Source organism: Actinoplanes siamensis, assembly GCF_016862395.1.
GTDB lineage: Bacteria > Actinomycetota > Actinomycetes > Mycobacteriales > Micromonosporaceae > Actinoplanes > Actinoplanes siamensis.
This window is the reverse complement of sequence record NZ_BOMW01000008.1, coordinates 80239-104272: the sequence shown is the minus strand read 5'-3', so window position 1 is coordinate 104272 and position 24034 is coordinate 80239. Positions and strand designations below refer to the sequence as shown.

Annotated in this window: 18 protein-coding genes; 12 read left to right on the top strand and 6 right to left on the bottom strand. The window is 73.2% G+C overall.

The window, feature by feature from the left end; genetic code table 11:
- Positions 1 to 249 precede the first annotated feature (249 nt).
- Together Asi03nite_RS04005 and Asi03nite_RS04000 are read right to left on the bottom strand one after the other, a co-directional pair.
- Entirely contained in the window at positions 250 to 1740 is a 1491-nt protein-coding gene (locus tag Asi03nite_RS04005; protein ID WP_239102367.1) for a HAMP domain-containing sensor histidine kinase, read from the bottom strand.
- Positions 1737 to 2444: a response regulator transcription factor gene (locus Asi03nite_RS04000; protein ID WP_203677015.1), complete on the bottom strand. Its 708-nt coding sequence runs from the start codon at positions 2442 to 2444 to the stop codon at positions 1737 to 1739. The genes Asi03nite_RS04005 and Asi03nite_RS04000 overlap by 4 nt, the downstream gene beginning before the upstream one ends.
- Positions 2445 to 2715: 271 nt before the next feature.
- On the opposite strand from Asi03nite_RS04000, the gene Asi03nite_RS03995 reads away from it, so the two are divergent.
- The gene (locus Asi03nite_RS03995) at positions 2716 to 3744 is read left to right on the top strand and encodes an LCP family protein (protein WP_203677071.1); all 1029 of its coding nucleotides are present in this window, start codon (positions 2716 to 2718) and stop codon (positions 3742 to 3744) included.
- Here the strand turns inward: Asi03nite_RS03995 and Asi03nite_RS03990 are convergent.
- Positions 3722 to 4327 carry an MBL fold metallo-hydrolase gene (locus Asi03nite_RS03990; RefSeq protein WP_203677014.1) on the bottom strand — a complete coding sequence of 202 codons (606 nt, stop codon included), beginning with the start codon at positions 4325 to 4327 and terminating at the stop codon, positions 3722 to 3724. The two genes, Asi03nite_RS03995 and Asi03nite_RS03990, sit on opposite strands and share 23 nt — an antisense overlap.
- A 272-nt stretch (positions 4328 to 4599) precedes the next feature.
- Between Asi03nite_RS03990 and Asi03nite_RS03985 the strand changes: the two genes are divergently transcribed.
- The 3 genes from Asi03nite_RS03985 to Asi03nite_RS03975 all read left to right on the top strand — a co-directional run bounded on the left by Asi03nite_RS03985 (position 4600) and on the right by Asi03nite_RS03975 (position 7745).
- Positions 4600 to 6090 (top strand): GGDEF domain-containing protein, encoded by a 1491-nt coding sequence (locus tag Asi03nite_RS03985; RefSeq protein WP_203677013.1) that lies wholly within the window; start codon positions 4600 to 4602, stop codon positions 6088 to 6090.
- A 132-nt stretch (positions 6091 to 6222) separates the two neighbouring features.
- Positions 6223 to 7053 (top strand): DUF1028 domain-containing protein, encoded by an 831-nt coding sequence (locus tag Asi03nite_RS03980; RefSeq protein ID WP_203677012.1) that lies wholly within the window; start codon positions 6223 to 6225, stop codon positions 7051 to 7053.
- A gap of 113 nt (positions 7054 to 7166) precedes the next feature.
- Positions 7167 to 7745: a peptidase associated/transthyretin-like domain-containing protein gene (locus tag Asi03nite_RS03975; protein WP_203677011.1), complete on the top strand. Its 579-nt coding sequence runs from the start codon at positions 7167 to 7169 to the stop codon at positions 7743 to 7745.
- 263 nt (positions 7746 to 8008) lie between these two features.
- Here Asi03nite_RS03975 and Asi03nite_RS03970 read toward each other — a convergent pair whose 3' ends face one another.
- Both Asi03nite_RS03970 and Asi03nite_RS03965 read right to left on the bottom strand, forming a co-directional pair.
- Positions 8009 to 8662 carry a response regulator transcription factor gene (locus Asi03nite_RS03970; RefSeq protein ID WP_203677010.1) on the bottom strand — a complete coding sequence of 218 codons (654 nt, stop codon included), beginning with the start codon at positions 8660 to 8662 and terminating at the stop codon, positions 8009 to 8011.
- A gap of 348 nt (positions 8663 to 9010) precedes the next feature.
- Positions 9011 to 10303 (bottom strand): sensor histidine kinase, encoded by a 1293-nt coding sequence (locus Asi03nite_RS03965; protein ID WP_203677009.1) that lies wholly within the window; start codon positions 10301 to 10303, stop codon positions 9011 to 9013.
- 104 nt (positions 10304 to 10407) lie between these two features.
- Between Asi03nite_RS03965 and Asi03nite_RS03960 the strand changes: the two genes are divergently transcribed.
- Together Asi03nite_RS03960 and Asi03nite_RS03955 are read left to right on the top strand one after the other, a co-directional pair.
- Positions 10408 to 11166 (top strand): ABC transporter ATP-binding protein, encoded by a 759-nt coding sequence (locus tag Asi03nite_RS03960; RefSeq protein WP_373872085.1) that lies wholly within the window; start codon positions 10408 to 10410, stop codon positions 11164 to 11166.
- Complete coding sequence (locus Asi03nite_RS03955) at positions 11163 to 13529, top strand: ABC transporter permease (RefSeq protein ID WP_239102365.1); 2367 nt, start codon at positions 11163 to 11165, stop codon at positions 13527 to 13529. The genes Asi03nite_RS03960 and Asi03nite_RS03955 overlap by 4 nt, the downstream gene beginning before the upstream one ends.
- Positions 13530 to 13582: 53 nt before the next feature.
- Here Asi03nite_RS03955 and Asi03nite_RS03950 read toward each other — a convergent pair whose 3' ends face one another.
- Positions 13583 to 14785, bottom strand: a complete 1203-nt coding sequence (locus Asi03nite_RS03950) for an EAL and HDOD domain-containing protein (protein WP_203677007.1) — start codon at positions 14783 to 14785, stop codon at positions 13583 to 13585.
- Between the two features lie 394 nt (positions 14786 to 15179).
- Between Asi03nite_RS03950 and Asi03nite_RS03945 the strand changes: the two genes are divergently transcribed.
- From Asi03nite_RS03945 to Asi03nite_RS03920, 6 genes are all read left to right on the top strand, one after another.
- Complete coding sequence (locus Asi03nite_RS03945) at positions 15180 to 16727, top strand: long-chain-fatty-acid--CoA ligase (protein ID WP_203677006.1); 1548 nt, start codon at positions 15180 to 15182, stop codon at positions 16725 to 16727.
- Positions 16728 to 16869: 142 nt separating this feature from the next.
- Positions 16870 to 18222, top strand: a complete 1353-nt coding sequence (locus tag Asi03nite_RS03940; RefSeq protein ID WP_239102364.1) for a GlnX family signal transduction membrane protein — start codon at positions 16870 to 16872, stop codon at positions 18220 to 18222.
- On the top strand, positions 18222 to 19193 hold the full coding sequence (locus Asi03nite_RS03935) for a glutamate ABC transporter substrate-binding protein (RefSeq protein ID WP_203677005.1): 972 nt from the start codon (positions 18222 to 18224) through the stop codon (positions 19191 to 19193). Before Asi03nite_RS03940 ends, Asi03nite_RS03935 begins: the two co-directional genes overlap by 1 nt.
- Entirely contained in the window at positions 19190 to 20371 is a 1182-nt protein-coding gene (locus Asi03nite_RS03930) for a hypothetical protein (protein ID WP_203677004.1), read from the top strand. Before Asi03nite_RS03935 ends, Asi03nite_RS03930 begins: the two co-directional genes overlap by 4 nt.
- Positions 20368 to 22749: a serine/threonine-protein kinase gene (locus Asi03nite_RS03925; RefSeq protein ID WP_239102363.1), complete on the top strand. Its 2382-nt coding sequence runs from the start codon at positions 20368 to 20370 to the stop codon at positions 22747 to 22749. The genes Asi03nite_RS03930 and Asi03nite_RS03925 overlap by 4 nt, the downstream gene beginning before the upstream one ends.
- A gap of 33 nt (positions 22750 to 22782) precedes the next feature.
- Positions 22783 to 24027 carry a PP2C family protein-serine/threonine phosphatase gene (locus Asi03nite_RS03920; RefSeq protein WP_239102362.1) on the top strand — a complete coding sequence of 415 codons (1245 nt, stop codon included), beginning with the start codon at positions 22783 to 22785 and terminating at the stop codon, positions 24025 to 24027.
- Positions 24028 to 24034: the final 7 nt, after the last annotated feature.

The window sequence follows — 24034 nt, the reverse complement described above, 5'->3', positions numbered from 1 at the left end:
CCTCGCCGCCCGGAGTCGGGAAACCGTCCAACCGCCGGCCGGTCCGGGGCGGGACCGGCGGACCGCGCCGAGTCGCGCGCGTGTCGTGACCACTGGCCCGCGAAGGCGGCCGAGGCGGCGATGCGCGACCACCTCACCGGTGTCGTCGAGGCGCTCCGCTCGATGGACCACCTCGGCCCCGCCTGACCGATTCGCGGCGCGCCCGCGGCCGGCGGCCGCCCCCGGGGGCGCGGGCCGGGACGCTTGGCGCTACGCCGCGGCGAGCGGCTGGGCCGGGAGCCGGATCGTCACCGTGGTGCCGGCACCGGGCGCGCTGGCCGGGGCGGCGGTGGCGCAGCCGCCGTGCTGGGCGGCGGTCTGGGCGACGATGGCCAGGCCCAGACCGGAGCCGGGCATCGAGCGCGCAGCCGGCGCGCGGTAGAAGCGGTCGAAGACGTGCGGCAGGTCCTCGGCCGCGATGCCCGGGCCGCCGTCGGTGACCGTGAGGACCGTCCAGCCGGGCTCCGCGGTGGTCAGACGGACCTGGACCGAGCCGCCGGGCGGGCTCCACTTGGCGGCGTTGTCCAGCACGTTCACCACCATGCGCTCCAGCTCGCCGGGCCGGCCCAGGACCGGGGCCAGGTCGAGCGCCGTGTCGTAGGCCAGGCCGGGCACCCGGATGCGCACCCGGTCCAGGGCCGCGGACACCACCTCGGCGAAGTCGAGCGGTTCGATCGTCTCGCGGGTGGCCTCCTCCCGGGAGAGCTCAACCAGCTCGGTGGTCAGCGTGGCCAGCTCGCGTACCTGGGCGTCCAGGTCGGCGAGCAGCTTGGCGCGTTCCTCCGGAGGCAGGCGATGCGCCAGCTCCGGGCGGCGTTCCAGCTCCAGCAGCAGCTCCACGTTGGTGCGGATGCTGGTCAGCGGGGTGCGCAGCTCGTGACCGGCGTCCTCGACCAGGGTGCGCTGGGCCCGACGGGAGGCGTCGATCGCGGCCAGCATCGCGTTCACCGAGCGGCCCAGCCGGGCGATCTCGTCGGCGCCGTGGACCACGATCGGCTGGTCCAGGTCCTGGGTGACGGCGACGTCCTCGACCGCCGAGGTCAGGCGTTCCACCGGGGCCAGGCCGGCGCGGGCCACCGTGCGCCCCAGGAACGCCGCGCCGGCGACGCCTGCCGCGCAGCCCAGCGCGAGCAGCACCCCGAACGCGGTGAGCACGCGCTCGCCGGGATCCTCGTCCATGCCGACCTGGACCGCTCCCCCACCGGCGAGCGGCACGGTGAGCATCATGTAGTCGTCCGGACCGAGCACGATCTTCTCCTGCACGGCCTCCTCCCGCGTGCCGGTGGCGATCTCCTTGGCGGTGGTGGTGATCGGCAGCGTGGTGCGGCTGCCACCGGCCGCCGTGCCGTCCGGGTCGAGGATCTGCCAGCACGGGCCGATCTCCCGGTCGCGGCCCGCGCCCTTGCCGTACGCCGGGCGGTTGCCGTCGTCCCGGGTCCGGGAGGACTCGGTCGCCAGCCACTGCTGCGGGTTGGCCGCGATGGACGCGGCGTCGCTGCTCAGCTCCAGCGCCACCTGGTGCCGCTGGATCTGGCCGACCGCGATCCAGGCGCCCGCCGCCACCACCAGCACGGCCGCCCCCACCGCGCCGGTGACCAGCAGCGACAACCGGGCGTGCAGCGGGCGCGCCCGCCACCACCGGCCCGGCGGGAGCCGCGCGACGAACCCGCGCACGGCGGCGCCTCCCCGACGGTCGTTCACAGCGGCTCCTCCCGCAGCACGAAGCCGACCCCGCGCACGGTGTGCAGCAGCCGCGGCTCGCCCCGCGCCTCCAGTTTGCGCCGCAGGTAACCCAGGTAGACGTGCAGGCTGTTCGATCCCTCGCCGAAGTCGTAGCCCCACACCTGCTCGAAGAGCGCGGCCCGGGTGAGCACCTGACGCGGGTGGCGCAGGAACGCCTCGAGGATGTCGAACTCCGTACGCGTCAACCTCAGCGGCCGTCCGGCCCGATGGACCTCGCGTGTGCGGGGATTGAGCCGTACATCCGAAAAGGCCAGCCACTCGCCCGCCCCGGTCTCCACCGGGGCGCCGGCCGGCGCGGTCAGCGCCGACCGGCGCAGCAGGGCCCGGATCCGGGCCAGCAGTTCCTGCAGGGCGAAGGGTTTGACGAGGTAGTCGTCGGCGCCCGCGTCGAGGCCGGCCACCCGGTCGCCGACGCCGTCCCGGGCGGTCAGCATCAGCACCGGCAGCAGCACCCCGCCGGCGCGCAGCCGGCGGCAGGCCTCCAGGCCGTCCATCCGCGGCATGCTGACATCGAGGATCAGCGCGTCCGGCTGGCCGGCGCGGACCGCGTCGAGGGCCTGCAGCCCGTCGCCGGCGATCTCCACCTGATATCCCTCGAAGCGCAGTGTGCGCGCGAGCGAGTCACGCACCGCGGCGTCGTCCTCCACCACCAGGATCCGCATGCCGTCCACCCTGCCAGCACCTCACGCCGGCGGTCAGAGGTGGGCCGCGTCGAGCGTGGACGCAAGGGCTCGAGGTGCCCGTCGCCGGCCGCTGTCGCGCCGGAGACGCCCCAGCAGCGGCGCCGCCGGCTGGGCGGTTCGGTGGCGACCGGCCTGGTACGGGCCGCCCGCTGGCCGGTCGTGGTGATTCCGTGATACGGCCACATAACGCACCAAAAGCTGCCACCATCCCCCAATGACCAGAGTTACGAGGGTTGCCGGAGTGGCCCGTATGCCGTGGCGGGCGCGGCTCGCGATGGGGCTCGGATGTCTGCTGATGGCCGGCAGCCCGGCGGCCGCCGGGCTGGCCGCGGTCACCATCAGCGGCCCGCTCAACATCCTGCTCGTGGGCATCGACCCGCGGGACGCGCACACCGCGCCGCTGGCCGACTCCATCATCGTGGTGCACGTCCCGGCGGACCGGGGCGCGGCCACCCTGTTCTCCATCCCGCGTGACCTGGTCGTGGAAATCCCCGCGTTCCCCAGGTCGGGCAGCCCGGCGCAGCGCACGAAGATCAACGCGGCGATGGCGCTCGGGAGCCGGATCGGTGAGCGGCGGTACGACCCGGCGCAGGGCTTCGAGCTGCTGGCGCGGACCGTCGGCGCGGTGACCGGGATCAGCGCGTTCGACGCCGGGGCGGTGATCAACTTCGGGGGCTTCCGGAGGCTGGTGGACGCGATCGACGGGATCAGCGTGCCGGTCGACCAGGACGTGGTCAGCGAGCACCGCAAACCGGACGGCACCATGCGGGACCGGCTGCCGCAGTGCCCCGGCCACGACAACTGCCACCGGCCGTATGTCGGGGTGCAGAAGACCTACCCGAGCAGCGCCACACCGGTGCACTTCAGCGGCTGGGAGGCCCTCGACTACGTGCGGCAGCGCTACGGCCTGCCGCACTCCGACTACGACCGGCAGCGGCACCAGCGCCAGTTCGTACAGGCGCTGGCGAAGAAGATGAAGCGGAAGATCCTCACCGAGCCCGGCAAACTGGCCCAGATCACCGCGGCGGTCGGCAGCTCGCTGACCTTCGTCGGCGGCGGGCACGACCTCGCCGCGTGGGCACAGGCGCTGCGGGCGCTACGGGTCAGGGAGATGAACTCGGTGGGGCTGCCCGGGTTCGCGCTGTTCGAGGAGGGGACCTACCGCGGCGAGCAGCTGCCGGCCACGGTGCGGCCGTTCTTCGCCGCTGTCGTACAGGACCGGGTGGCGTCGTTCCTGGCGGCCAACCCGGGCGTGGTCAGCGTTTCTCCGCCTGGATAGTGGTGTCGTCGCCGTGCCCGGTGTGAACCACCGTCGCGCCGGGCAGGGTGAACAGCTTGGCCTCGATCGACGCGACGATCAGGCCGGCGTCGGAGTAGGAGCGGCCGGTCGCGCCGGGACCGCCCTGGAACAGGGTGTCGCCGGTGAAGACGCAGCCCAGCTCCGGGGCGTACAGGCAGACCGCCCCGGGCGCGTGGCCCGGCGTGTGCAGCACGGTCAGGGCGGTGCCGGCCACCTCGATCCGGTCGCCGTCGGCCAGATCGGAGTCCCAGGTGACGTCGCTCCCGTGGGTCAGCTCCCAGAGCGGCCGCTCGGCCGGGTGCAGCAGGATCGGCGCGCCGGTGCGCTCGCGCAGGGCCGGCGCGACCCGGACGTGGTCGTCGTGGGCGTGGGTGCAGACGATCGCGCTGACCCGGCGGTCGCCGACGACCGCCAGGATCGCGTCGGCGTCGTGCGGGGCGTCGATCACCACACACTCGGTGTCGTCCCCGACCACCCAGACGTTGTTGTCGACGTCGAAGGTCTGGCCGTCGAGGCTGAACGTTCCGCTGACCACACCGTGATCCACCCGTGCCTGCCGCATGCCCCCGATTCTGCCCGACCGCCTCAGCGGCGGTGCGGCCAGGAGGGAGAACGGGTCAGTCAGCCCGGCTGACGCCTTCGCTCGGAGCCGACCGGCGGCGCCGGCTCCTGGTCGGGCCGCGCCACCGCGGCGTTCCGCGTCCGGTACGACGACTGCCTGGGCGGCCTGCCCGACCCGGTGGCGCACCGGGAAGCGGTCATGGACGCTGCCGGCACCTGAACCGCACCCGGCCGGCACCGGCATCGCACCGCGGGATCGGCACTCTTCGGAACATGACCAATGCCGTGAGCGCCGTAGCGGCCAGACGTATCGCAGGCTGGCACGTGTGCCTGGCCGCCGCCCCGCTGGCCATCGCCGCGTACTACCTGCTGGTCCACTTCGGCCTCTGGCCGGGCACCCAGGTGGCGCTCTACGTCAGCGCGAACGCCACGTTCGCCGCGTGCGCCCTGGTGACCGCCCGCCGCAACCGGGAGCTGCGGCCGATCATGCTGCTGATGGCCGGATCGGCCCTGGCCGGCATGGTGGCCGACATCACGTTCTACTTCCTGGCGCTGGTCAACGAGGAGGTCGCCTACCCGAGCGTCGCGGACATCGGCTACCTGCTCGCGTACCCGCTGATGGCGGCGGGCCTGCTGCTGATCATCCGGCGGCGCACGCCGGGCTGGGACGGCGCCAGCGCCATCGACGCCGCGATCATCGCGGTGGGCGCCGGCTACCTGGTGTACGAGTACATCATCGGCCCCACGGTCAGCGTCACCCCGGGCACGTTCACCAAGCTCGTGTCGGCGGCGTACCCGGTCGGCGACCTGATGCTGATCATGGTGGGCGCCCGGCTGGTGCTCGGCGCCGGGCCGCGCAGCTTCGCCCTGCGCCTGGTCGCCGGCTACCTCGGCACGGTGCTGTTCGCCGACACCTTCTACAGCGTGCAGTCGCTGAACGGCACCTACCACGTCGCCAACTTCCTCGACGCGATCTGGATGGCGGGCTGCTTCATGTTCGCCGCCGCCGTGATCCACCCCTCCGCGGCCGAGATGATCACGCAGTCCAACGCGGTCACGCCGGACGCGACCACGAGCCGCCTGGCCGTGCTGGCGCTGGCCGCGGTGACCGCCCCGGCATCCCTGCTGATCCAGTACGTCACCGACCGCCGCCCGCACGTGATCGCCGCCGCGGCCGTCTGCATCGTGCTGTTCCTGCTGGTGCTCGCCCGGATGGCGGGCCTGGTCCGGGCCCAACGCCTGGCCGCCATCACCGACGGCCTGACCGGTCTGCGCAGCCGCCGGTACTTCGAGGAGGCGCTCGGCAACGAGGCCGCCCGCGCCGGACGCAACGGCCTGCCGCTCGGCGTGCTGCTGCTCGACATCGACCACTTCAAACGGGTGAACGACACGTACGGGCACGCCGGCGGCGACCGGGTCCTGGTCGAGGTCACCCACCGGCTGCGCGAGCTGGTGCGCCCCGGCGACGTGGTGGCCCGCTACGGCGGCGAGGAGTTCGCCGTGCTGCTGCCGGCGACCAGCCCCACGGAGGCGCTGGACATCGCCGAGCGGGTCCGGCGCGGCGTGGCGGCGGCGCCCATCGCGGTCGGCGACGGCCAGCTGGCGCGCGTCTCGGTCTCGGTCGGCGTGGCCGGCATGCCGTCCAGCGCGACGGTCGGCGAACTGGTGCTGGCCGCCGACCGGGCGCTGTACGCGGCCAAGCACGCCGGCCGCAACCAGGTCGCCGTCGCCGAGCGGATCACCGGCAGCCCGCTCGCGGCGTGAGCGCGGGCGTCCGGCCCCGACCCGACCGCCGGCGAGCACCGGGACGGACAGCGCGCCGCGGCCGGCCGGGGCCAGGAAGTCGCGCCGGGTGGCGTCGGAACGTTGCCCGCAACCTCCGATAACGTGCCGCTCATGACGTTCTCGATCGTGGGCCGGTCCGCGGACGGCGCGGCCCTGGGTGTGGCCGTGGCCAGCAAGTTCCTCGGGGTGGGCGCGGCGGTGCCGGCGGCGCTGGCCGATGTCGGCGCGCTGGCCACCCAGTCGTACGCGAATCTGGCCTACCGCCCGCAGGGCCTGGCCCTGCTCTCCTCCGGGGTGCCGGCCGGCTTCGCGGTCAAGGCGCTGATCGCCGGCGACGACGGGCCGGTCGGGCACCGCCAGGTCGGGGTGGTCGGCGTGTCCGGCGAGGGGGCCACGTTCACCGGCGACGACTGCCACCCGTGGGCCGGCGGGACGGCCGGGGACGGCTATGCGATCCAGGGCAACATGCTGGCCGGCCCGGCCGTCGTGGGCGACATGGAGAGCGCGTGGCTGGGCTCCGCGTCCGAGTCACGGCTGGCGTATCGGCTGGTGGCGGCGCTGCGCGCCGGAGACCAGGCGGGTGGGGACCGGCGTGGGCGGCAGAGTGCGGCGCTGCTGGTGGTCGCCAAGGGACTGGGGTACGGCGGGACCGGCGACGTCCTTGTCGACCTGCGCGTCGACGATCACCCCGATCCGGTCGCCGAGTTGTCCCGGCTGCTGACCATGCACACCCTGTACTTCGAACGCCCCGACCCCGCGCTGCTGATGCCGCTGATCGGGCCGCTGGAGACCGAGGTACGCCAGCGTCTGAACGATCTCGGTCACCAGGACGCCGACCTCGACGAGGCGCTCGCCTCCTGGGCCGGCATCGAGAACCTCGAGATGCGCCTTGTGCCCGGGTCGATCGATCCCCTCGTGCTCGCGCACCTGCGGGCCGCCTGAGCAGCGCTCCGACGCCATCGATCCCCCTCCACCATTTCCGGAAAACGGCATATCCAAGTCTTTCCGCCCTGCAATGATCATTCGGGTGTAAACGGCGGGGGACGGTGGGACGGATGGGACACGAGGAGCGCGCCGCGGCGCCGGTGCTGAACCGGCGCGGCATAGTCACCCTGGATCTCCCGGGGCAGGCGCCGGCGATCTGCCGACTCAGCCCCGTGCGGGCCGCCCCGGACCGCCGGTTCACGGTGCGGCGCGAGCTGGCGCCGGCCACCGGCGGCGTGCTCATGATGCTGCGGATCCGGGTTCTCGACGCGGCCGGCCGGCCACTGCCCGGCGCGGTCCTGGAGATCACTCATCGCCCGCCGTCCGCGCCGGGCGAGCCGCTGCGCGGCGCCCAGGTGACCGATCCGCATGGATATGCCGAGTTCAAGACGGTGTTCCCGGGCTGGGACGCGGAACAGCCGGCCGGCATGGACCTGCTGCTGCACCTCGCCGGCGCCCGGGACGGCGGCCGGCTCGACTTTCCCGGGCAGTTGGCCGTGCAGATCGCGGCGCTGCCGCCGTACCGCCGGAATCCCGCACCGGTCCCGCCGCCCGGACCACGCGCCGGGATCCCGCAGGTCGTCCCGCGGGATCGCTACGATCTGTCCGCCGGCCTGCTCGCCACGATCAATGCGGTCACCGGCCGCTGATCCCGGTCCGCAGACCGTGGTTCCGGCACGGCCGCCCTCCCCCTCAGGACGCGGGGCCACTGATCGTCGCGAGGGATTTCCGCATCCCGGACCGATGCCCGAGGGTCCATCGAGCAGCGCCCAGATCAACGCCACACGAACACTTCCCCGTGCGCCCCCGATACCCACAGCGCGTGGCCCAGGCCAGCCCGCCCCTGGCCAGGGCGCGGCCCATCATCCCGGTACGGGGTAGCGCTCGGCGGTCAGCGCGCCGCCTGCTCCTGTCACCCGCGCAGATAGGCGAGAACCGCCCGCACCCGCCGGTGATCGTCCGCATCCGGTGGCAGGTCCAGCTTGGTCAGCAGGCTGTTGATGTGTTTGGCCACCGCCGCCTCGGAGACCACCAGTGCCCGCGCGATCGCCGTGTTCGACCGCCCCTCCGCCATCAGCGCCAGCACCTCCCGTTCCCGCGCGGTCAGCCGATACAGCGGCGCCTGACGCCGTGACAGCAACTGGCGAACCACCTCCGGATCGACAACGGTCCGCCCCCGCGCCACCGCCACCAGCGCATCGACGAACTCCACCACCTCACCGATCCGGTCCTTGAGCAGATACCCCACCCCGGCGCCCCGCCCCGAGTCGAGCAGCTCGGCGGCGTAGGTCTGCTCCACGTACTGACTCAGCACCAGCACCGGCAACTCCGGGTCCGCGGCCCGCAGGGCGATGGCCGCCTGCAGCCCTTCGTCACTGAACCCGGGTGGCATCCGCACATCGGTGACCACCACGTCGGGCTGGTGCTCCGCCACCGCCGCACGCAGCTTCTCGGCGTCCCCCACCGCGGCCACCACCTCGTGCCCGAAGCGCCGCAGCATCCCGCTGACGCCCTCCCGGACGATCACCCCGTCCTCGGCGATCACCACCCGCAGCCCGTCACTCACCCCGGCACCCCAGTCCCGTCCACCTTGTCCTCGCGCCACAGCCCCCACGCCCGCCGCCGATGCACGATCCCGCCGCCGGCACCCACAGTCACCCACGCCACCGCCATCGCAGCCACCGCAGCCACCATCGCCGCCACCCGCTGTCCGCGCCACCGCAGCCACCGCCACCGCCATCGCCGCCACCCGCTGTCCGCAACACCGCAGCCACCGCCATCGCCGCCACCCGCTGTCCGCGCCACCGCCGACCGCCATCGCCGAGTGCGGCGCAACCTGACCTGGCGGTCTGGAATGACCGGCGAACCGAAACGGGGAGCACACTCGGCGACCTGGCGGCATTCATGTCCACACCTACGGTGCCCGCGCACCGCGCGCGGCGGGCGGCGAGCCGCTGAGCGCGGGCTCGTCCGGTGAGAGCGGAATCTCGACGCGCAGCGTCGTAGGGCCGCCGGGTGGACTGGCGAGCGCGACCGTGCCGTCGACCACCGCGACACGATCGGCCAACCCGAGCAGGCCCGAGCCCGCGGCCGGATCAGCGCCTCCCCGTCCGTCGTCGCAGATCTCCACCACCAGGCGGCCCTCTTCCACCCGGCCATTGACGGCGGCGTGGGCGGCGCCGCTGTGCTTCGTCACGTTGGTGAGCGCTTCGGCGATCACGAAGTAGGCCGCCACCTCCACCGCGCTGGACAGTCGGCCGGGCAGCGAGAACTTGAGGTGGACCGGCAGCGGCGCCGTCGACGCCACCTCGCCGGCCGCCGCGGGCAGGCCTCGATCGGTCAGCACCTTCGGGTGCACGCCGCGGATCAGCTCGCGGATCTCGGTCAGCGCCTGTTTCGCCAGATTCTCCGCCTCCAACACATATTTCTCGGCTGGACTGTCGGGCGGCATCTCCAACCGCGCCATGCCCAGTTGCAGGCGCATGGCCACCAACCGCTGCTGGGCGCCGTCGTGCAGATCCCGCTCGATCCGGCGGCGCTCCACTTCGAACGCGTCGACCAGCCGGGCCCGCGACCGGGTCACCTCGATCAGTTTCTCGTTGGCGTCGTGCGCCCGGGGCGCCAGGATCGCCCGCGCCATCGCGGCCCGCGCTCCGGCCCAGGCGGTCACCGGCCAGGCCAGCACCAGCGTGAGCGGAATCCCCGCCGCGGCCAGGGCCAGCCGGGACGACATCGGCTCGTCGTGCATGTAGAACGGCGCGCCCAGGGTGGTCATCACCTCGTAGACGACCCCGCCGATGACCAGGGAGTCCATCCAGCACAGGAGACTCGCCGAGAGCATCGCGTACCCCAGCTCGCGCCAGGTGACCTGCTCGCGGAGACGGACGGACAACCAGGCCCGCACACCGGGCCGCAACACCGGCCGGTGCGGGTCGGGCAGCGTGTCGTCGTCGACCAGGCGCATCCGGCGCCGCTCCATGCGGGCCACCACGATGCCGGAGAGCACGGTCGCCACATAGGCCGCCAGCCCGATCGCCACGATCGACAGCAGGGCCCCGGCCAGCACCAGGACGACCACGCAGAGCATCGTGACGCACCCGAGCATGGCGCCGCCGCCCAGATAGACCAGTGAACGCCACGGCCAGGCCGACCGCAGGAACACGGTCGGCCGGAGAGTGAGCGCCTCGAGCGCGTTGCGGACCGGCATGTGTGGCACGGTACCGGCGCGATTCACGATCGTCGGTAGTGCTGGCGTTACCTTCGATCCTCACTCCTGCGTGAATGTGCCGCGCCGCGCGACCCGGTTGGCTGATGCCCATGACGACGCGAGCAGAGACAGCCGCTGTGGAGATCCGTGCGGTCACCAAACGGTATGGCCAGGCCGACAACACGGTCACCGCGCTCGACGCGGTGGACGCACGGTTCGACCCGGGCACGTTCACCGCCGTGATGGGGCCGTCCGGCTCCGGGAAGTCCACGCTCCTGCACTGTGCGGCGGGGCTCGACCGGGTGACCAGCGGTGAGGTGCTGATCGACGGCGTGCCGGTCAAGGACCTGAGCGAGCGGGCGCTGACCCGGCTGCGACGCAGCCGGGTGGGTTTCGTCTTTCAGGCCTTCAACCTGATCCCGGCGCTGACGGCCGCGCAGAACGTGGTGCTCCCGCTCCGCCTCGCCGGCCGCCGGCCGCGGCCCGGCGAGGTGGCCGCGATGCTGGCCGAGGTGGGTCTCGCCGAGCGCGCCGGGCACCGCCCCACGGAGCTGTCCGGCGGCCAGCAGCAACGGGTGGCGATCGCCCGCGCGCTGGTCACCCGGCCCGCGGTGATCTTCGCGGACGAGCCGACAGGCGCGCTGGACGCGCGATCCGGGCTGGAGATCCTGCGCCTGCTGCGCGCCGCGGTCGACCGGCACGGTCAGACGATCGTGATGGTCACCCACGATCCGGTGGCCGCCGCGCACGCCGACCGGGTGCTGTTCCTGGCCGACGGCCGAGTGGTCGACGACGTGGCCGGGCCGGTCGGCGCCGAGAAGATCGCGGTGCACACCGCCCGGCTCGAGGAGTCGGCCCGGTGACCGCGTGGGCGATGGTCCGGCACCGGTTTGCGAGCTTCGCCGGCACGTTCGTGGCGATCGCGCTGGGAGTCGCCGTGGTCGCCGGCTCGGTGACGCTCTATCTGTCCTCGCGGCCGCAGCCGCCGGAGCGATACCGAGCGTCGCCGGTGATGGTGCAGGCGCCGTCGGTGGGCATCAACGACTACGGCGAGCCCGAGATCCGCTCGTGGACCCCGGACGAGCTGGCTGAGGTGTCCGGACGGCTCGAGCAGGATCCACGGATCACGGCCGCGATCCCCGACCCCTTCTTCTACGTGCAGAGGCAGGGCACGGCCGACCACGGGATGGCTCGGCTGGCCGGTCATTCCTGGTCGTCAGCGGCGCTGGGCGGATACCAGCTGGCCACGGGCCACGCACCGGCGAAGAAGGGCGAGGTTGTCGTCGGCGCCTCGCAGGGCGAGGTCAGCGTCGGCGCCCCGGCGGACGAGGCCGGCGCCACGGCGGGCCTGGTCCCTGGCGGCACGATCGAGGTGCTCACCGCGGTCGGGCCGGAGACGTGGACGGTCACCGGGACGACCGACGGGCCCGGCTTCTACGTGAGCGATGATGACGCGCTGGCGCGGGCTTCCGGCGTACGGGTGATCGGCCTGACCGTGACCGGTGATCAAGAGCAGGTGGCGGACGGCGCGCAAGCCCGGATCGGCGGGGCCGGAACGGTCCGCGCGGGACCGGAGCGCGCCGCCCTGGAGCCGGTTGAGGTGACCCGGATCCGCTGGATCGGGGCTCAGCTGCTGATCGCGATGGTCACCCTGGGAGCCTTCGCGACCGTGTTCGTGGTCGCCTCGACGTGTGCGCTGACCGCCGCGCAGCGACGACGGGAGCTGGGACTGCTGCGGACGGCGGGCGCGACTCCGGGCCAGGTCCGCCGGATGATGTACGCCGAGACCGCGCTGATCGCCGTGTTCGCGGGTCTGGTCGGTGCTCCGGTGGGGTCCGCGCTCGCGCCTCTGCTGGCCCGGCCGATGACCGACCTCGACCTGGAGCCGCCCGGGTTCGAGGCGACCTGGCAGCCGGCCGCGGCCGGTGGAGCGATTCTGCTCGGCCTGATCGTCGCCCTCGCCGGGGTAGCCGTGGCGGCACGCCGGGCGAGCCGGGTGCCGCCGCTGGCCGCGCTGCGGGAGGCAGCCGCCGAGACCCGCTCGATGACTCCGGCCCGGTGGGTGTTCGGCCTGCTCAGCGCGGCCGGCGGGGCGGCGTTGCTGGCAGCCATGCCGGCGATGGCCACGCAGAGCAAGACGACCGCCGGGATGGGCGCCGCGATGCTCCTGATCACCGCGGCCGCGCTGCTCGCTCCGGTCGTGATCGGACCGCTGGTGCGGCTGGTGACCGCTCCGTGGCGGGGTTCGGCGACCGGGATGGTGGTCCGGGAGGGGACGCTGACCGGAGTGCGGCGGGTCGCCTCGACGGCCGCGCCGGTCCTCGTCACCGTGGGTATGACGGTACTGCTCGTCGGCATGGTGGCGACGATCAACGAGGCCGCCGGCGTCGACGAGGCCGCCGACATCCCGGCGGCTACCGTGCTGGCCCCCGACGGTACTCCCGGGCTGAGCGAGGCCGCCGTGCGCGGGCAGGCGGGCAGTTCGCGGCTCGACACCCGGGTACTGGTCACGCACGGCGCGGCGACCACCGGGGAGTACGCGGCCGGCATCGCGGGCTCGGCCGTCACACTGACCCCGGAGGCTGCCGGCGAGGTGGGAGCGTCGGTCGGATCGGCGATCACGCTGCGGTTCGCGGACGGCGCGCAGACGTCGCTCCCGGTGCGCAGAATCGACGCCGGCGCCGCCGCGCCTGTGGTGCTTCCCCGTGACCTGGTTCGCAAGCACGATCCTGATGCCCTGACCAGCATGGTCGTGCTGACCGGGGAACCGCGGCCGGCCGCTGGCGCGCGGGTGATGACCGCTCGTGGCTACGCGGAGGAACAGGTCGCCGAGGAGGGCGACCTGGTGGACCTCTTCCTCCGGGTGCTGATCGGGCTGACCGCCGGGTACACGGCGATCGCGGTGTCGAACACCTTGCTGATGGCCACCGCGGCACGCCGGCAGGAGTTCCGTGCGCTGCGGCTGGCCGGGGCCGGACTGGGCCAGGTGCTGCGGGTCACCACGGCCGAGGCGGTGCTGGCCGCGGTCGTGGGGGCGCTGCTGGGCGGGGCGGTGGGAGTGTTCTCGCTGGCCGGCGTGCGCGCAGCGGTCGAGGACGAACTGGGCCGGAAAGTGGCGCTGATGATCCCGTGGGACGCCGGCCTGGGAGTGACCGCGCTGTGCGCGCTGCTCGCGGTGGGGGCCACAGCGGTACCGGTGTTGCGCCGACCCGGCCTGGCCCGATGACCCGGGGGTGGCCGGGACGTGGGGGCAGCCGGGGTGTTTCCACGGCAGATAGGTCAGCGGCGGCGTCTGGGGTTGAAGCGGTGAGCGGCGGTCAGGGTGCGGGTGGACCAGCGCATGGCGTCCAGGGCCGGGACGGCGAGGTCCTCGGAGCCCGGCTCGCCGGATTCGTAGGCCCGGACGGCGCTGAGGACCTGGCCGAGGCGGCCGGTGCCGACGGTGAGGGCGTCCGAGACGTCGGCGGTCAGCGGGAGCTGTTCAGCCATCGCGGCCGGGGTGAAGCCCATCAGGCGGGCCATGCCGGTGACCAGGCCGGCCACGAAGGCGGCGCCCGGGTCGGTGTTGAATCGGGCGGCCAGGTTCTCGCAGAGGCGGGCCTGGGTGAGCGCCGTGAGCAGCTGTTCCTCGGGGGCCTCGGCCACGTCGTCGACCACCATCAGGGTGGCCCAGCGGCGGATCCGCGTGAGACCTACCAGCATGACGGCCTGGCGGACCGAGGAGATCCGGCTGACCACGCCGGCGGCGACCGAGTTGCTGACCCGCAGGACGCGCAGGGCCAGGGCCGGGTCGCTGACGATGATCGAGGTGATCTTATCCAGCGGGACGTCCGGGGACATCAGGGCGGCGACCAGCTCGAGACGGCGCAGGCGGGACGGGGACAGGCTGGGCGTGCTGAGCACCTGGGGACGGCTCAGGGCGTACCCCTGGCGCAGTTCCATCCCGTAGCGGTCCGCGATCGCGACCTCGGCCTCGGTCTCCAGACGCTCGGCCACCAGCTGGATGCCCGGGTATTTGCGGCAGGCGGCGACGATCTCGTCGAGGCGGCTCAGGTCGCCGTCCAGCAGGTCGAGCTTGACGTAGGAGGCCAAACCGAGCAGCTGTTCGTGGCCGGAGCCCCAGACGAAGTCGTCCAGGGCGATCCGGTAACCCGCCTCGGCCAGCGACGTGATTCCCTCGATCACCTCGTCGTCCACCGCGACCGTCTCCAGGACCTCCAGCACCACCTGCTCGGGGCCGAACGGCAACGGGAGCCGGCCGGTCACGAACTCCCTGGTGAGGTTGATGAAACAGGGGCGGTTGCCGGCCACCTCGGCGATGCCGAACTCGGTGAACGCGTTGATCATCACCGTGCTGGTGGCATAGGTGTCCTGCCGGCCCGACGCGACGTCGTTCATCCGGCCACGGAACAGCAGCTCGAAGGCTACGACAGAGCCTTGAGCGTCGAAGATCGGCTGACGGCCGACGTGTACTGCTTCCATCACCGGAATTCCCACGCCGACGCCATCGGCACAAAACCCGGCGAGCTGACGAATCCCGGCCGGGAAACACGCGTCGGCTTCCCGAAAACTCTGCCGGAACGGTGGTTCCGCCTCAGGGGCCACTCATGTTGATATGAGACCGCCGTCACAACCCCAAGCCAACGCCGAGGTCAGACCCGAGGCGGAGGCCGAAGGCGAGGGCGGACGCCGGAACCGGGGCCGACGCGGAAGCGGACGCCAAGGCTGACGCTGACGCCGAGGCCAGCGCCGACGCGGACGCGGACGCGGACGCCAACACGGAAGCGGACGCCGGGGCCGGCGCGGACGGAAGACACCAAGGCCGGCGGCAACCACCAGCACCAACCGACGGCACCACCTGAAGGGAACCCAACGGATGCTCAACCTCTCCGTTCTGCTGGAGGACAGCGCCCGCCGCCACCCCGACCGCGACGCCGTCGTGCTCGGGGCGCAGCGCCTCACCTACGCCCACGTCGAGGCGGCGGCGAACCAGGTGGCGAACCTGCTGGTGGCGCGCGGGATCCAGCCGGGCGACAAGGTCGCGCTCTCCTGCCCGAACCTGCCCTACTTCCCGATCGTCTACTACGGCATCCTCAAGACCGGCGCGGTGGTCGTCCCGCTGAACGTGCTGCTCAAGGGACGCGAGATCACGTACCACCTGAAGGACTCCGAGGCGAAGGCGTACTTCTGCTTCCAGGGCACCCCGGAGCTGCCGATGGGCGCCGAGGGTCACGCCGGGTTCGGCGGCGCCGACGGGTGCGAGCACTTCTTCCTGATCACCGCGGACCCGGCGGCCGCCTCGCCGATCGAGGGCGCCGAGACGCTCGGGCAGGCGCTGGCCGGGCACGGGCCGGTCTTCGAGACCGTGCTGCGCGCGGAGACCGACGCCGCGGTGATCCTGTACACCAGCGGCACCACGGGTCAGGCCAAGGGCGCGGAACTGTCCCACTCGAACCTGGTGCTCAACGCGCTGACCTGCAACCGTCTCTTCGCCTCGCAGCCGGCCACCGACACGCACCTGCTGGTGCTGCCGCTGTTCCACTCGTTCGGCTCGACGGTGAACATGAACGCCGGCTTCTCGGTAGCGGCCACCCTGGTGCTGCTGCCGCGCTTCGACGCGAACGCCGCGGTGCGGCTGCTGCAGAGCGAGAACGTGACGTTCTTCGCCGGCGTCCCGACGATGTACTGGGGGCTGCTCAACGCGCTGGGCGAGGACGTCGACGTGGAGCGGATCGCGCGCAACATGCGGGTCGCCGTCTCCGGCGGCTCCAGCCTGCCGGTCGAGATCATCAAGGCTGTCCAGGAGCGCTTCGGGGTCACCATCCTGGAGGGGTACGGGCTGTCCGAGACGTCGCCGGTCGCCACGTTCAGCGACCCGGGCGCCGAGCCACGCCCCGGCTCGATCGGTATCCCGATCTGGGGCGTCGAGGTCAAGCTGATCGACCCGGACTGGAACACGGTCGGCGGCGCGGACGAGATCGGCGAGGTGGCGGTGCGCGGCCACAACATCATGAACGGCTACTACAACCGGCCGGAGGCGACCGCCGAGGTGATGCGCGACGGCTGGTTCCGCACCGGGGACCTGGCCCGACGCGACAAGGACGGCTACTACTACATCGTCGACCGGGCCAAGGACATGATCATCCGGGGCGGGTTCAACGTCTACCCGCGGGAGATCGAGGAGGTCCTGATCGGCCACGAGGCGGTCTCGCTGGCCGCGGTGATCGGCGTGCCGCACCCCAGCCACGGCGAGGAGGTCAAGGCGTTCGTGATCCTCCATCCCGGCGCCACCGTCACCGAGGAGGAGCTGGTGGCCTGGGGCAAGGAGCGGATGGCCTCGTACAAGTACCCGCGGATCGTCAAGATCGTCGAGTCGCTGCCGATGACCGCGACCGGCAAGCTGCTCAAGCGTGAGCTGAGTTAGCAACCGGTGGAACAGCGGCGCCCAGCGGATACCCGCCGGGCGCTGCTGCTCCCTAGACTCGCACCACGCAGGCCCGCCGTGATCGCTTGCACCGGTGACGCACAGTGGACGGGCAGGCACCCCCGGCGTACAGGAGGCGAGCGTGACCACAGTCCTGGCGCAGCGGCCCCCGGAACGACAGCGTCCCCCGGAGGAGCAGAAGCAGCGACCGGCGGCGGCCTCGCCCTACTCGCCGCCGTCCCGCGGCCTGCTGCGGCGGGTCAGCGGCCTGCGCCACCACTCCCCCGGCCGCCTGCAACTGATCCTCGCCGCCCTGCTCGCCCTGGGCCTGCTCACCGGCCTGGTCGGCGGGCTCACCGCGCACGCGGCCAGCGCCGGCACCGCGGGCCTCGGCGACCGCGCCCAGCCGCTGCTGGTCGAGGCCGAGACCATCTACACCGCACTGGCCGACGCGGACACCACGGCGGCCCAGGCATTCCTGGCCGGCGGCCTGGAGCCGGCCACCCTGACCGAGCGCTACAACGGCGACCTGGCCCGCGCCGGCACCGCGCTGACCAGGGCCGCCCGGCTGGTCCCGGACGACAGCGCGGCGGGCCGGGCGGTCGAGGGTCTGTCCACCGGCATCGCGAAGTACTCGGCGCTGGTCGCCACCGCCCGCGCGACCAACCGCCAGGGCCTGCCGCTCGGCGCCTCCTACCTGTCCGCCGCCTCCCAGCTCAGCCGGGACACGCTGCAGCCGCAGGCCGAGGCGCTGTTCCGGATCGCCGCCGGCGAGATCGACGAGGGGTACGACGCGGCCCGCAGCTCCTGGTGGCTGATCCTGCTGCTGGTGCTGGTCGTGGCGCTCGGCGCGGCGCTGTTCTGGACCCAGATCTACCTGAGCCGTACCACGCACCGCACGTTCAACGTCCCGCTGGTCGCCGCCACCGGGCTGTTCGCGCTGCTGGTGCTGGCCACCGGCACGCTCTTCGCCAACCAGCGGGCGCGCCTGGAGAGCGCGGCCCGGCAGGGTTCCGCCCCGGTCGAGTCGCTGGCCCGGATGCGGATCCTGGTGCTCACCGAGCGGGCCGACGAGGCGCTCACCCTGGCGGCGCGCGGCTCCGCCGACCGGGAGGCGGACTTCGACCGGGCCACCGCCGCCATCGACTTCGACGACGCCCGGCTGAGTTCCGTCCGGCGGTACGTCGAGCAGGCGCGCACGCTGCACCAGTCCTACCTGGCCACCCACGACGAGGTGCGCCGGCTGGACGCCGAGGGCGGCGACTACGACGGGGCGGTGGCGCTGGCCGTCGGTGACCGGGCCACCACCACGTTCAACGACCTGACCGGGACGCTGGACCAGGCGATCACCGATCGCAAGACCGCCTTCACCGGCGAGATCGGCGACGCCGGCGCCGGACTGGACCTGCTGACCGTGCTGGCCCCGCTGCTCGCGCTGGCGGCCTGCACGCTCGCCGCGATCGGCATCCGCGCCCGTCTGGAGGAGTACCGGTGATGCGCACCAGACTGGTTCTGACCGTTGCCCTGCTGCTCGCCGCGGCCGGCTGCTCCGGCGACTCGTCGCCGCGCTACGACGCGGACAGCGCGCGGCCGGGGCTCACCCAGGCCGCGCCGGGGCAGGCGCAACCGTCCGGGGAGTCGTCGAGGAAGACCGCCGGGAGCTGCAACCCCCGGGCCAGCCTGCGCCCCACCGGCGCGCTGCCGCAGCCGGGGAGGATGCCGGACGGCACCTGGATGGCACAGATCCGCAAGCGCGGCCGCCTGATCCTCGGCACCAGCCAGGACACGTTGTTGTTCAGCTCACGCAATCCCTTCACCGGCCAGGTCGAGGGCTTCGACGTGGACCTGGGCCGGCTGATCGCCCAGGCCGTCTTCGGGGACCCGGGCAAACTGCAGATCAAGGTCATCGGGTACGACCAGCGCATCAACGTGGTACTGAAGAACGAAGTGGACCTGGTGGCCGACACGATGACCGCCAACTGCGCGCGCCTCAAGGACGTCGACTTCTCCACAATCTACTACGAGGCCGGGCAGAAGGTGCTGGTCAGCAAGAACTCGACGGCCAAGAGCATCGAGGACCTGGGCGGCAAGCGGGTCTGCTCGGCGGCCGGCTCGACGTCGTACGACAACATCGGCAAGGTGCGGAGCCGGCCGATCCCGGTCGCCAAGGCGAACTTCGGCGACTGCCTGGTCGCGTTCCAGCAGAACGAGGTGGACGCCATCTCCACCGACGACACCATCCTGGCCGGGATGGCGGCCCAGGACCCGTATGCGAAGGTGATCGGCGAGCGATACACCCAGGAGCCGTACGGGATGGCGATCAGCAAGGAGCACCCGGAATTCACCCGATTCGTCAACGGCGTGCTGGAGCAGGCGCGCCGGGACGGGACCTGGGCGAAGAGCTACGAGAAGTGGCTGGGCAGGTTCGGCCCGGTCCCGCAGCCACCGGCGGCCCAGTACCGATGACCGCCCCCTCGGTAGCCCCCGCCGACGCCGAACTGGCCCGCCTCGAGACCGCGGTGGAGGCGATGTCCCGCAATCTCGTGGAGCTCGACCAGCTTCCGGCCCGCCAGGAGCTGGACAGCGCGACGCTGACCGGCCGCACCGCCGCCGAGTGGGCGCAGGCGAGCGTCGCGATGGCCACGCTCTGGGACGGCTTCCGGATGCTCTCCGAGTCGATCGCGCGCGCCCAGTCGCTGCGCGGCCGGCGGCGGCTCAGCGACAGCGACCGCGCGACGTACGTGCACGAGGTGCTCGGCCCGTCGATTCTGCTCTCCACCAGGACCGTGCCGCTGGCCCAGCGCGGGTTGCTCGGCGCCGGCCAGGTCGCCACCACCTGCTCGCCTGCCGAGTTGCTGGCCGCGATGGAGCGGTCGTTCACCACCGCGGTGCACGTGGCCACCCGGGCCGCCGACGCGTGGCAGCGGCTGCTGCCGGCCGCCGGTGACGCTGCCGCCGCGCTGCGGCGGGCCCGGGAGTCGGGCGCCCCGGCCGTCCTGCTGGACCAGGCGGACCGGCTGCTCGGTGAGTTGACCGGCACGCTGGCCGGCGATCCGCTCGGCGCCGACCCGGCCATCCTGGACCGGGTACGCGAGCTGATCCGGCGGGCCGAGGCGGAGCGCACCTCGGCCGTGGAGCTGCGGGACTCGCTGACCCGGCGGCTGTCCGAGGCGCGCCGCCGGGCGGACGAGCTGGACCGGGCGGAACGCTCCGCACGGGAGGCCCGTGAGCGGGTGGACGGGCGGTTTCCGGCCGGGCAGATCGCCGCGGTGCGGCCGGTGAACCTGCGTCCCGACCTGGCCGCCGTCGAAGCGCTGGCGGCCGCCGGGCAGTGGGCGCTGATCAGCCCGCGGCTGGCCCGGTGGTCCCGGGAGGCGCGGGAGCGGCTGGCCGCGCTCACCGTGGTCCGCGCCCACAACGAGCGGCTGCTCGCCGACCGTGCCGAGTTGCGTGGCCGGCTCGGCGCGTACCAGGCCAAGGCATTGCGGCACGGCCTGGGCGAACATCCGCGGCTGACCCCGCTCGCCGAGCGGGCCCGCGCCCTGCTGCACACCGCGCCGTGCGAGTTGGAGCAGGCCCGGGCGGCGGTGGACGCGTACCAGGAAATGCTCACCGCCACGATCGCGAGGGATGCCCGGTCATGAGATGCCAGCGCAACTGCCCCGGGAGCATCGAGGACGGATACTGCGACACCTGCGGACTCGCCCCGGCCAAGGAGAAGGCGACCCCGGCCAAGGAGAAGGCGACCCCCGCCGAAGAGGAGAAAGCGACCCCGGCCGAGGAGGCGGCTACGCCGGCCGCCGCCGGGACCACCGGCGGCGCGTGCCGGCGCGACGGCTGCGACGGCGCCATCGAGGACGGCTACTGCGACACCTGCGGCCTGGCCCCGGTCAGCGCGGCCGGCGCCGGGGTGGACATCCCCCGGCAGCGGACCACCGCCACCCACAGCTCGGCGCGCACCACAGGCACCGGCGCCCTCTCCACCCGCACCGGCGGCAGCCGCCGCGGCAGCGGCCGGACCGGTTCGAGCCGCCGCTTCGGCAGCGGCCTGGTGGAGATCGCCCCGATCGCCAAGGTCGACCCGACCGGCACGCTGATGGCGAACCCGGAGGTGCCGGAGGCCAAGCGGTACTGCGCCAAGTGCAACAACCCGGTCGGCCGTGCCCGCGGTGACCGCCCCGGCCGCACCTCCGGCTTCTGCCCGCACTGCGGGGAGGCCTTCAACTTCACCCCGAAGCTGGCCAAGGGCGACGTCGTCGGCGGCCAGTACGAGGTGGCCGGCGCTCTGGCCCACGGCGGCCTGGGCTGGGTCTACCTGGCCGTCGACCTGAACGTGTCGAAGCGCTGGGTGGTCCTCAAGGGCCTGCTCAACTCCGGCGACGAGGACGCGCTGGCGGCCGCGCTGGCCGAGCAGCGGTTCCTGGCCGAGGTCGAGCACCCGAACATCGTCAAGATCTACAACTTCGTCGAGCACGACGGCGCCGGTTACATCGTGATGGAGTACGTCGGCGGCAAGTCCCTCAAGGACATGCTCAAGCAACGCCGCGCGGCGAACGGCGGGGAGGCCGACCCGCTGCCGCTGGACCAGGCCCTGGAGTTCCTGATCGAGATCATGCCGGCGTTCGGCTACCTGCACGAGCATGGCCTGATCTTCTGCGACTTCAAGCCGGACAACGTGATCCAGTCCGGCGACCAGATGAAGCTGATCGACCTCGGCGGCGTGGTGCACGTCGACGACGAGGAGGCGGCGATCTACGGCACGGTCGGGTACCAGGCGCCGGAGATGGCCACCGACGGCCCGTCGGTCGCCTCCGACCTCTACACCATCGGCCGGACGCTGGCGGTGCTCACCACCGACTTCCGCGGTTACCAGAGCACGTTCAAGGAGAGCCTGCCGGACCGCGACTCGTTCGAGGTCTACCGGCGGCACGAGTCGTTCCACCGGCTCGTCGACCGGGCCACCCGGCCGCATCCGGACGACCGGTTCGTGGACGCGGGCGAGATGCAGGAGCAGATGCTCGGCGTGCTGCGCCAGGTGGTCGCCGCGCAGGGCACGCCGAAGCCGGCGCCGTCCAAGGTGTTCACCGGCGAGCTGCGCACCGACCTGAAGTCGGACGCCCCGCGCTGGCCGGACCTGCCCACCCCGCTGATCGACCTGGCCGACCCGGCGGCCGGCTTCCTCGCCTCGATCACGGTGACCGATCCGGCGGAGGTGCTGGCCCTGCTCAAGCACGCGCCGCAGGAGACCGCCGAGGTGCGGTTGCGGGCGATGCGGGCGGAGATCGACCTGGGCGCGCGCAACGGGTTCTTCGGCGACGCGCAGCAGGCCCGGGACAGGTTCGCCGGCATCGACGGCACCGACTGGCGGCTGGCCTGGTACGACGGTCTGCTCGCGCTGGCCGTGCAGGACTGGGCCACCGCGCGGGCCCGGTTCGACGCGGTCTGGTCGGCGCTGCCCGGTGAGCTCGCGCCGCAGCTGGCGCTCGGTTTCGCCGAGGAACTGGCCGGCCGGCACGCCGCCGCCTCCGGGTACTACGACGTGGTCAGCCGCACCGACCCGGCGTACACGACGGCCGCGGCCGGGCTGGCGCGCTGCCGTCTGGCCGGCGGGGACCGGGCCGGGGCGGTGGAGGCCTACCAGCGGGTGCCCGGCACCTCGTCGGCGTACGCGATCTCCCAGGTGGGCGCGGTGCGGGCGCTGGTCCGCGCACACCCGGCGGCCACCGTGGACGTCACGTCGCTGGCCGACGCCGCGGCGCTGATCGAGCGGCTCGAGGTGGAGCGGGTGCAGCTCGCCGAGCTCCGCGCCGAGTTGCTGGAGCAGGCGCTGACCTCGCTGCGCGCCGGGATGCGGGTGCCGGCCGCGGTGCTCGGCGGGACGCGCGCCGGTGACACCGGCGAGAGAGACGTGCGGTTCGCCCTGGAGGACGCGTACCGGGAGATGGCCCGCGCCGCGCACGGACCGGAGAAGATCCGCCTGGTCGACCTGGCGAACGCGGCCCGGCCGCGGACGCGTACCTGACCCCCGATGGCACCGTCTGTGAGAGAAGGCAAGTTGATTCTGACCGAGTGCGACTCCTGCGCCGAGGGGCGCGCTTCCGGCGCTTCGTTCTGCGAGGCGTGCGGGCGCCCGCTGAACGAGACCGCCGCCGTCGGCGACGGTGCGGGCGGGACCGACGACCGGAGCGGGGAGACGAGCGAGGAGACGACCGGGAGCGGGACCGGCGGCGGTACGGAGGGTGCCGCCCGGCCCGGCCCGGAGTGCCCGCACTGCGGGACGGCCGGCGCGGTGGGCCCGGACGGGTACTGCGAGCAGTGCGGGATGCTCGCCGGGCGGCCCCGCGACCACACCGAGGCGGACGGTGACGTGGTGGCCGCCGCGGTCAGCGACCGGGGCCGGCGGCATCACCGCAACGAGGACGCGATGTGGCTGGCGGTCGGCGCGGACGCGGCAGACGTGGTGGTCTGCGACGGCGTCTCGTCCTCGTTCGACCCGGACGCGGCCTCCGACATCGCCGCCAAGGCGGCGGGTGAGCTGATGGCGCGCGCCCAGCATCCCGCCGAGCCGGCCCGGCGGAGAGCCGCCGAGGAGCAGGCCGAGCCGGCCCCGGCCGTGCCGGAGATCGCCCCGGGGGCGGACGCGACGGACGGCCCGGAGGCGATCGAACCGCCGGACCCGGCGCTGCCGATCGCCGAGGTCGTCGGCCTGGCGATCCAGGGCGCCGGGCAGGCGGTCGCGGCCCTGGCCGCCACCGGCGACCCGCGCCGCGCGGTCTCCAACCCGGCCTGCACGATCGTCGCGGCGGCCGTGCGCGGACCGCACGTCGGCTTCGGTTGGGTGGGCGACAGCCGGGCCTACTGGGTACGCGACAGCGGTCCCGCCGAGCAGCTCACCGAGGACGACTCCTGGGCCCGGCACGTGATCGAGATGGGCGCCGACCCGCGGGTCGCGATGAACGACCCCAAGGCGCACGCGATCACCGCCTGGCTGGGCGCGGACGCCGGCCCGATCATCCCGCACATCGGCGCGTTCACCGCCCGCACGCCCGGCCACCTGGTGCTGTGCAGCGACGGGCTGTGGAACTACCTGACCGACCCGGCCGATTTCGGCGAGGCGGTGCGGTCCGCGCTGAGGCTGGCCACCGGGCCACGGCCACTGCTGGAGGCGGCGCGCGCGCTGGTCACGTACGCCAATTCCGCCGGAGGGGCGGACAACATCACGGTGGCCATCGTGCCCGTACACCCGCAGGTCGAGGCGGAAGCCGAAGGCGACGCCGAGAACGAGCCCAGCGAAGCATAAGGAGTCT

Bases quoted from the DNA above. Each gene is read 5' to 3' on its own strand.
- Asi03nite_RS04000 (WP_203677015.1), bottom strand. From the start codon at position 2,444: ATGCGGATCCTGGTGGTGGAGGACGACGCCGCGGTGCGTGACTCGCTC.
- Asi03nite_RS03995 (WP_203677071.1), top strand. From the start codon at position 2,716: ATGCCGTGGCGGGCGCGGCTCGCGATGGGGCTCGGATGTCTGCTGATG.
- Asi03nite_RS03990 (WP_203677014.1), bottom strand. From the start codon at position 4,327: ATGCGGCAGGCACGGGTGGATCACGGTGTGGTCAGCGGAACGTTCAGC.
- Asi03nite_RS03985 (WP_203677013.1), top strand. From the start codon at position 4,600: ATGACCAATGCCGTGAGCGCCGTAGCGGCCAGACGTATCGCAGGCTGG.
- Asi03nite_RS03980 (WP_203677012.1), top strand. From the start codon at position 6,223: ATGACGTTCTCGATCGTGGGCCGGTCCGCGGACGGCGCGGCCCTGGGT.
- Asi03nite_RS03975 (WP_203677011.1), top strand. From the start codon at position 7,167: ATGGGACACGAGGAGCGCGCCGCGGCGCCGGTGCTGAACCGGCGCGGC.
- Asi03nite_RS03965 (WP_203677009.1), bottom strand. From the start codon at position 10,303: ATGCCGGTCCGCAACGCGCTCGAGGCGCTCACTCTCCGGCCGACCGTG.
- Asi03nite_RS03960 (WP_373872085.1), top strand. From the start codon at position 10,408: ATGCCCATGACGACGCGAGCAGAGACAGCCGCTGTGGAGATCCGTGCG.
- Asi03nite_RS03950 (WP_203677007.1), bottom strand. From the start codon at position 14,785: ATGGAAGCAGTACACGTCGGCCGTCAGCCGATCTTCGACGCTCAAGGC.
- Asi03nite_RS03945 (WP_203677006.1), top strand. From the start codon at position 15,180: ATGCTCAACCTCTCCGTTCTGCTGGAGGACAGCGCCCGCCGCCACCCC.
- Asi03nite_RS03935 (WP_203677005.1), top strand. From the start codon at position 18,222: ATGCGCACCAGACTGGTTCTGACCGTTGCCCTGCTGCTCGCCGCGGCC.
- Asi03nite_RS03930 (WP_203677004.1), top strand. From the start codon at position 19,190: ATGACCGCCCCCTCGGTAGCCCCCGCCGACGCCGAACTGGCCCGCCTC.
- Asi03nite_RS03925 (WP_239102363.1), top strand. From the start codon at position 20,368: ATGAGATGCCAGCGCAACTGCCCCGGGAGCATCGAGGACGGATACTGC.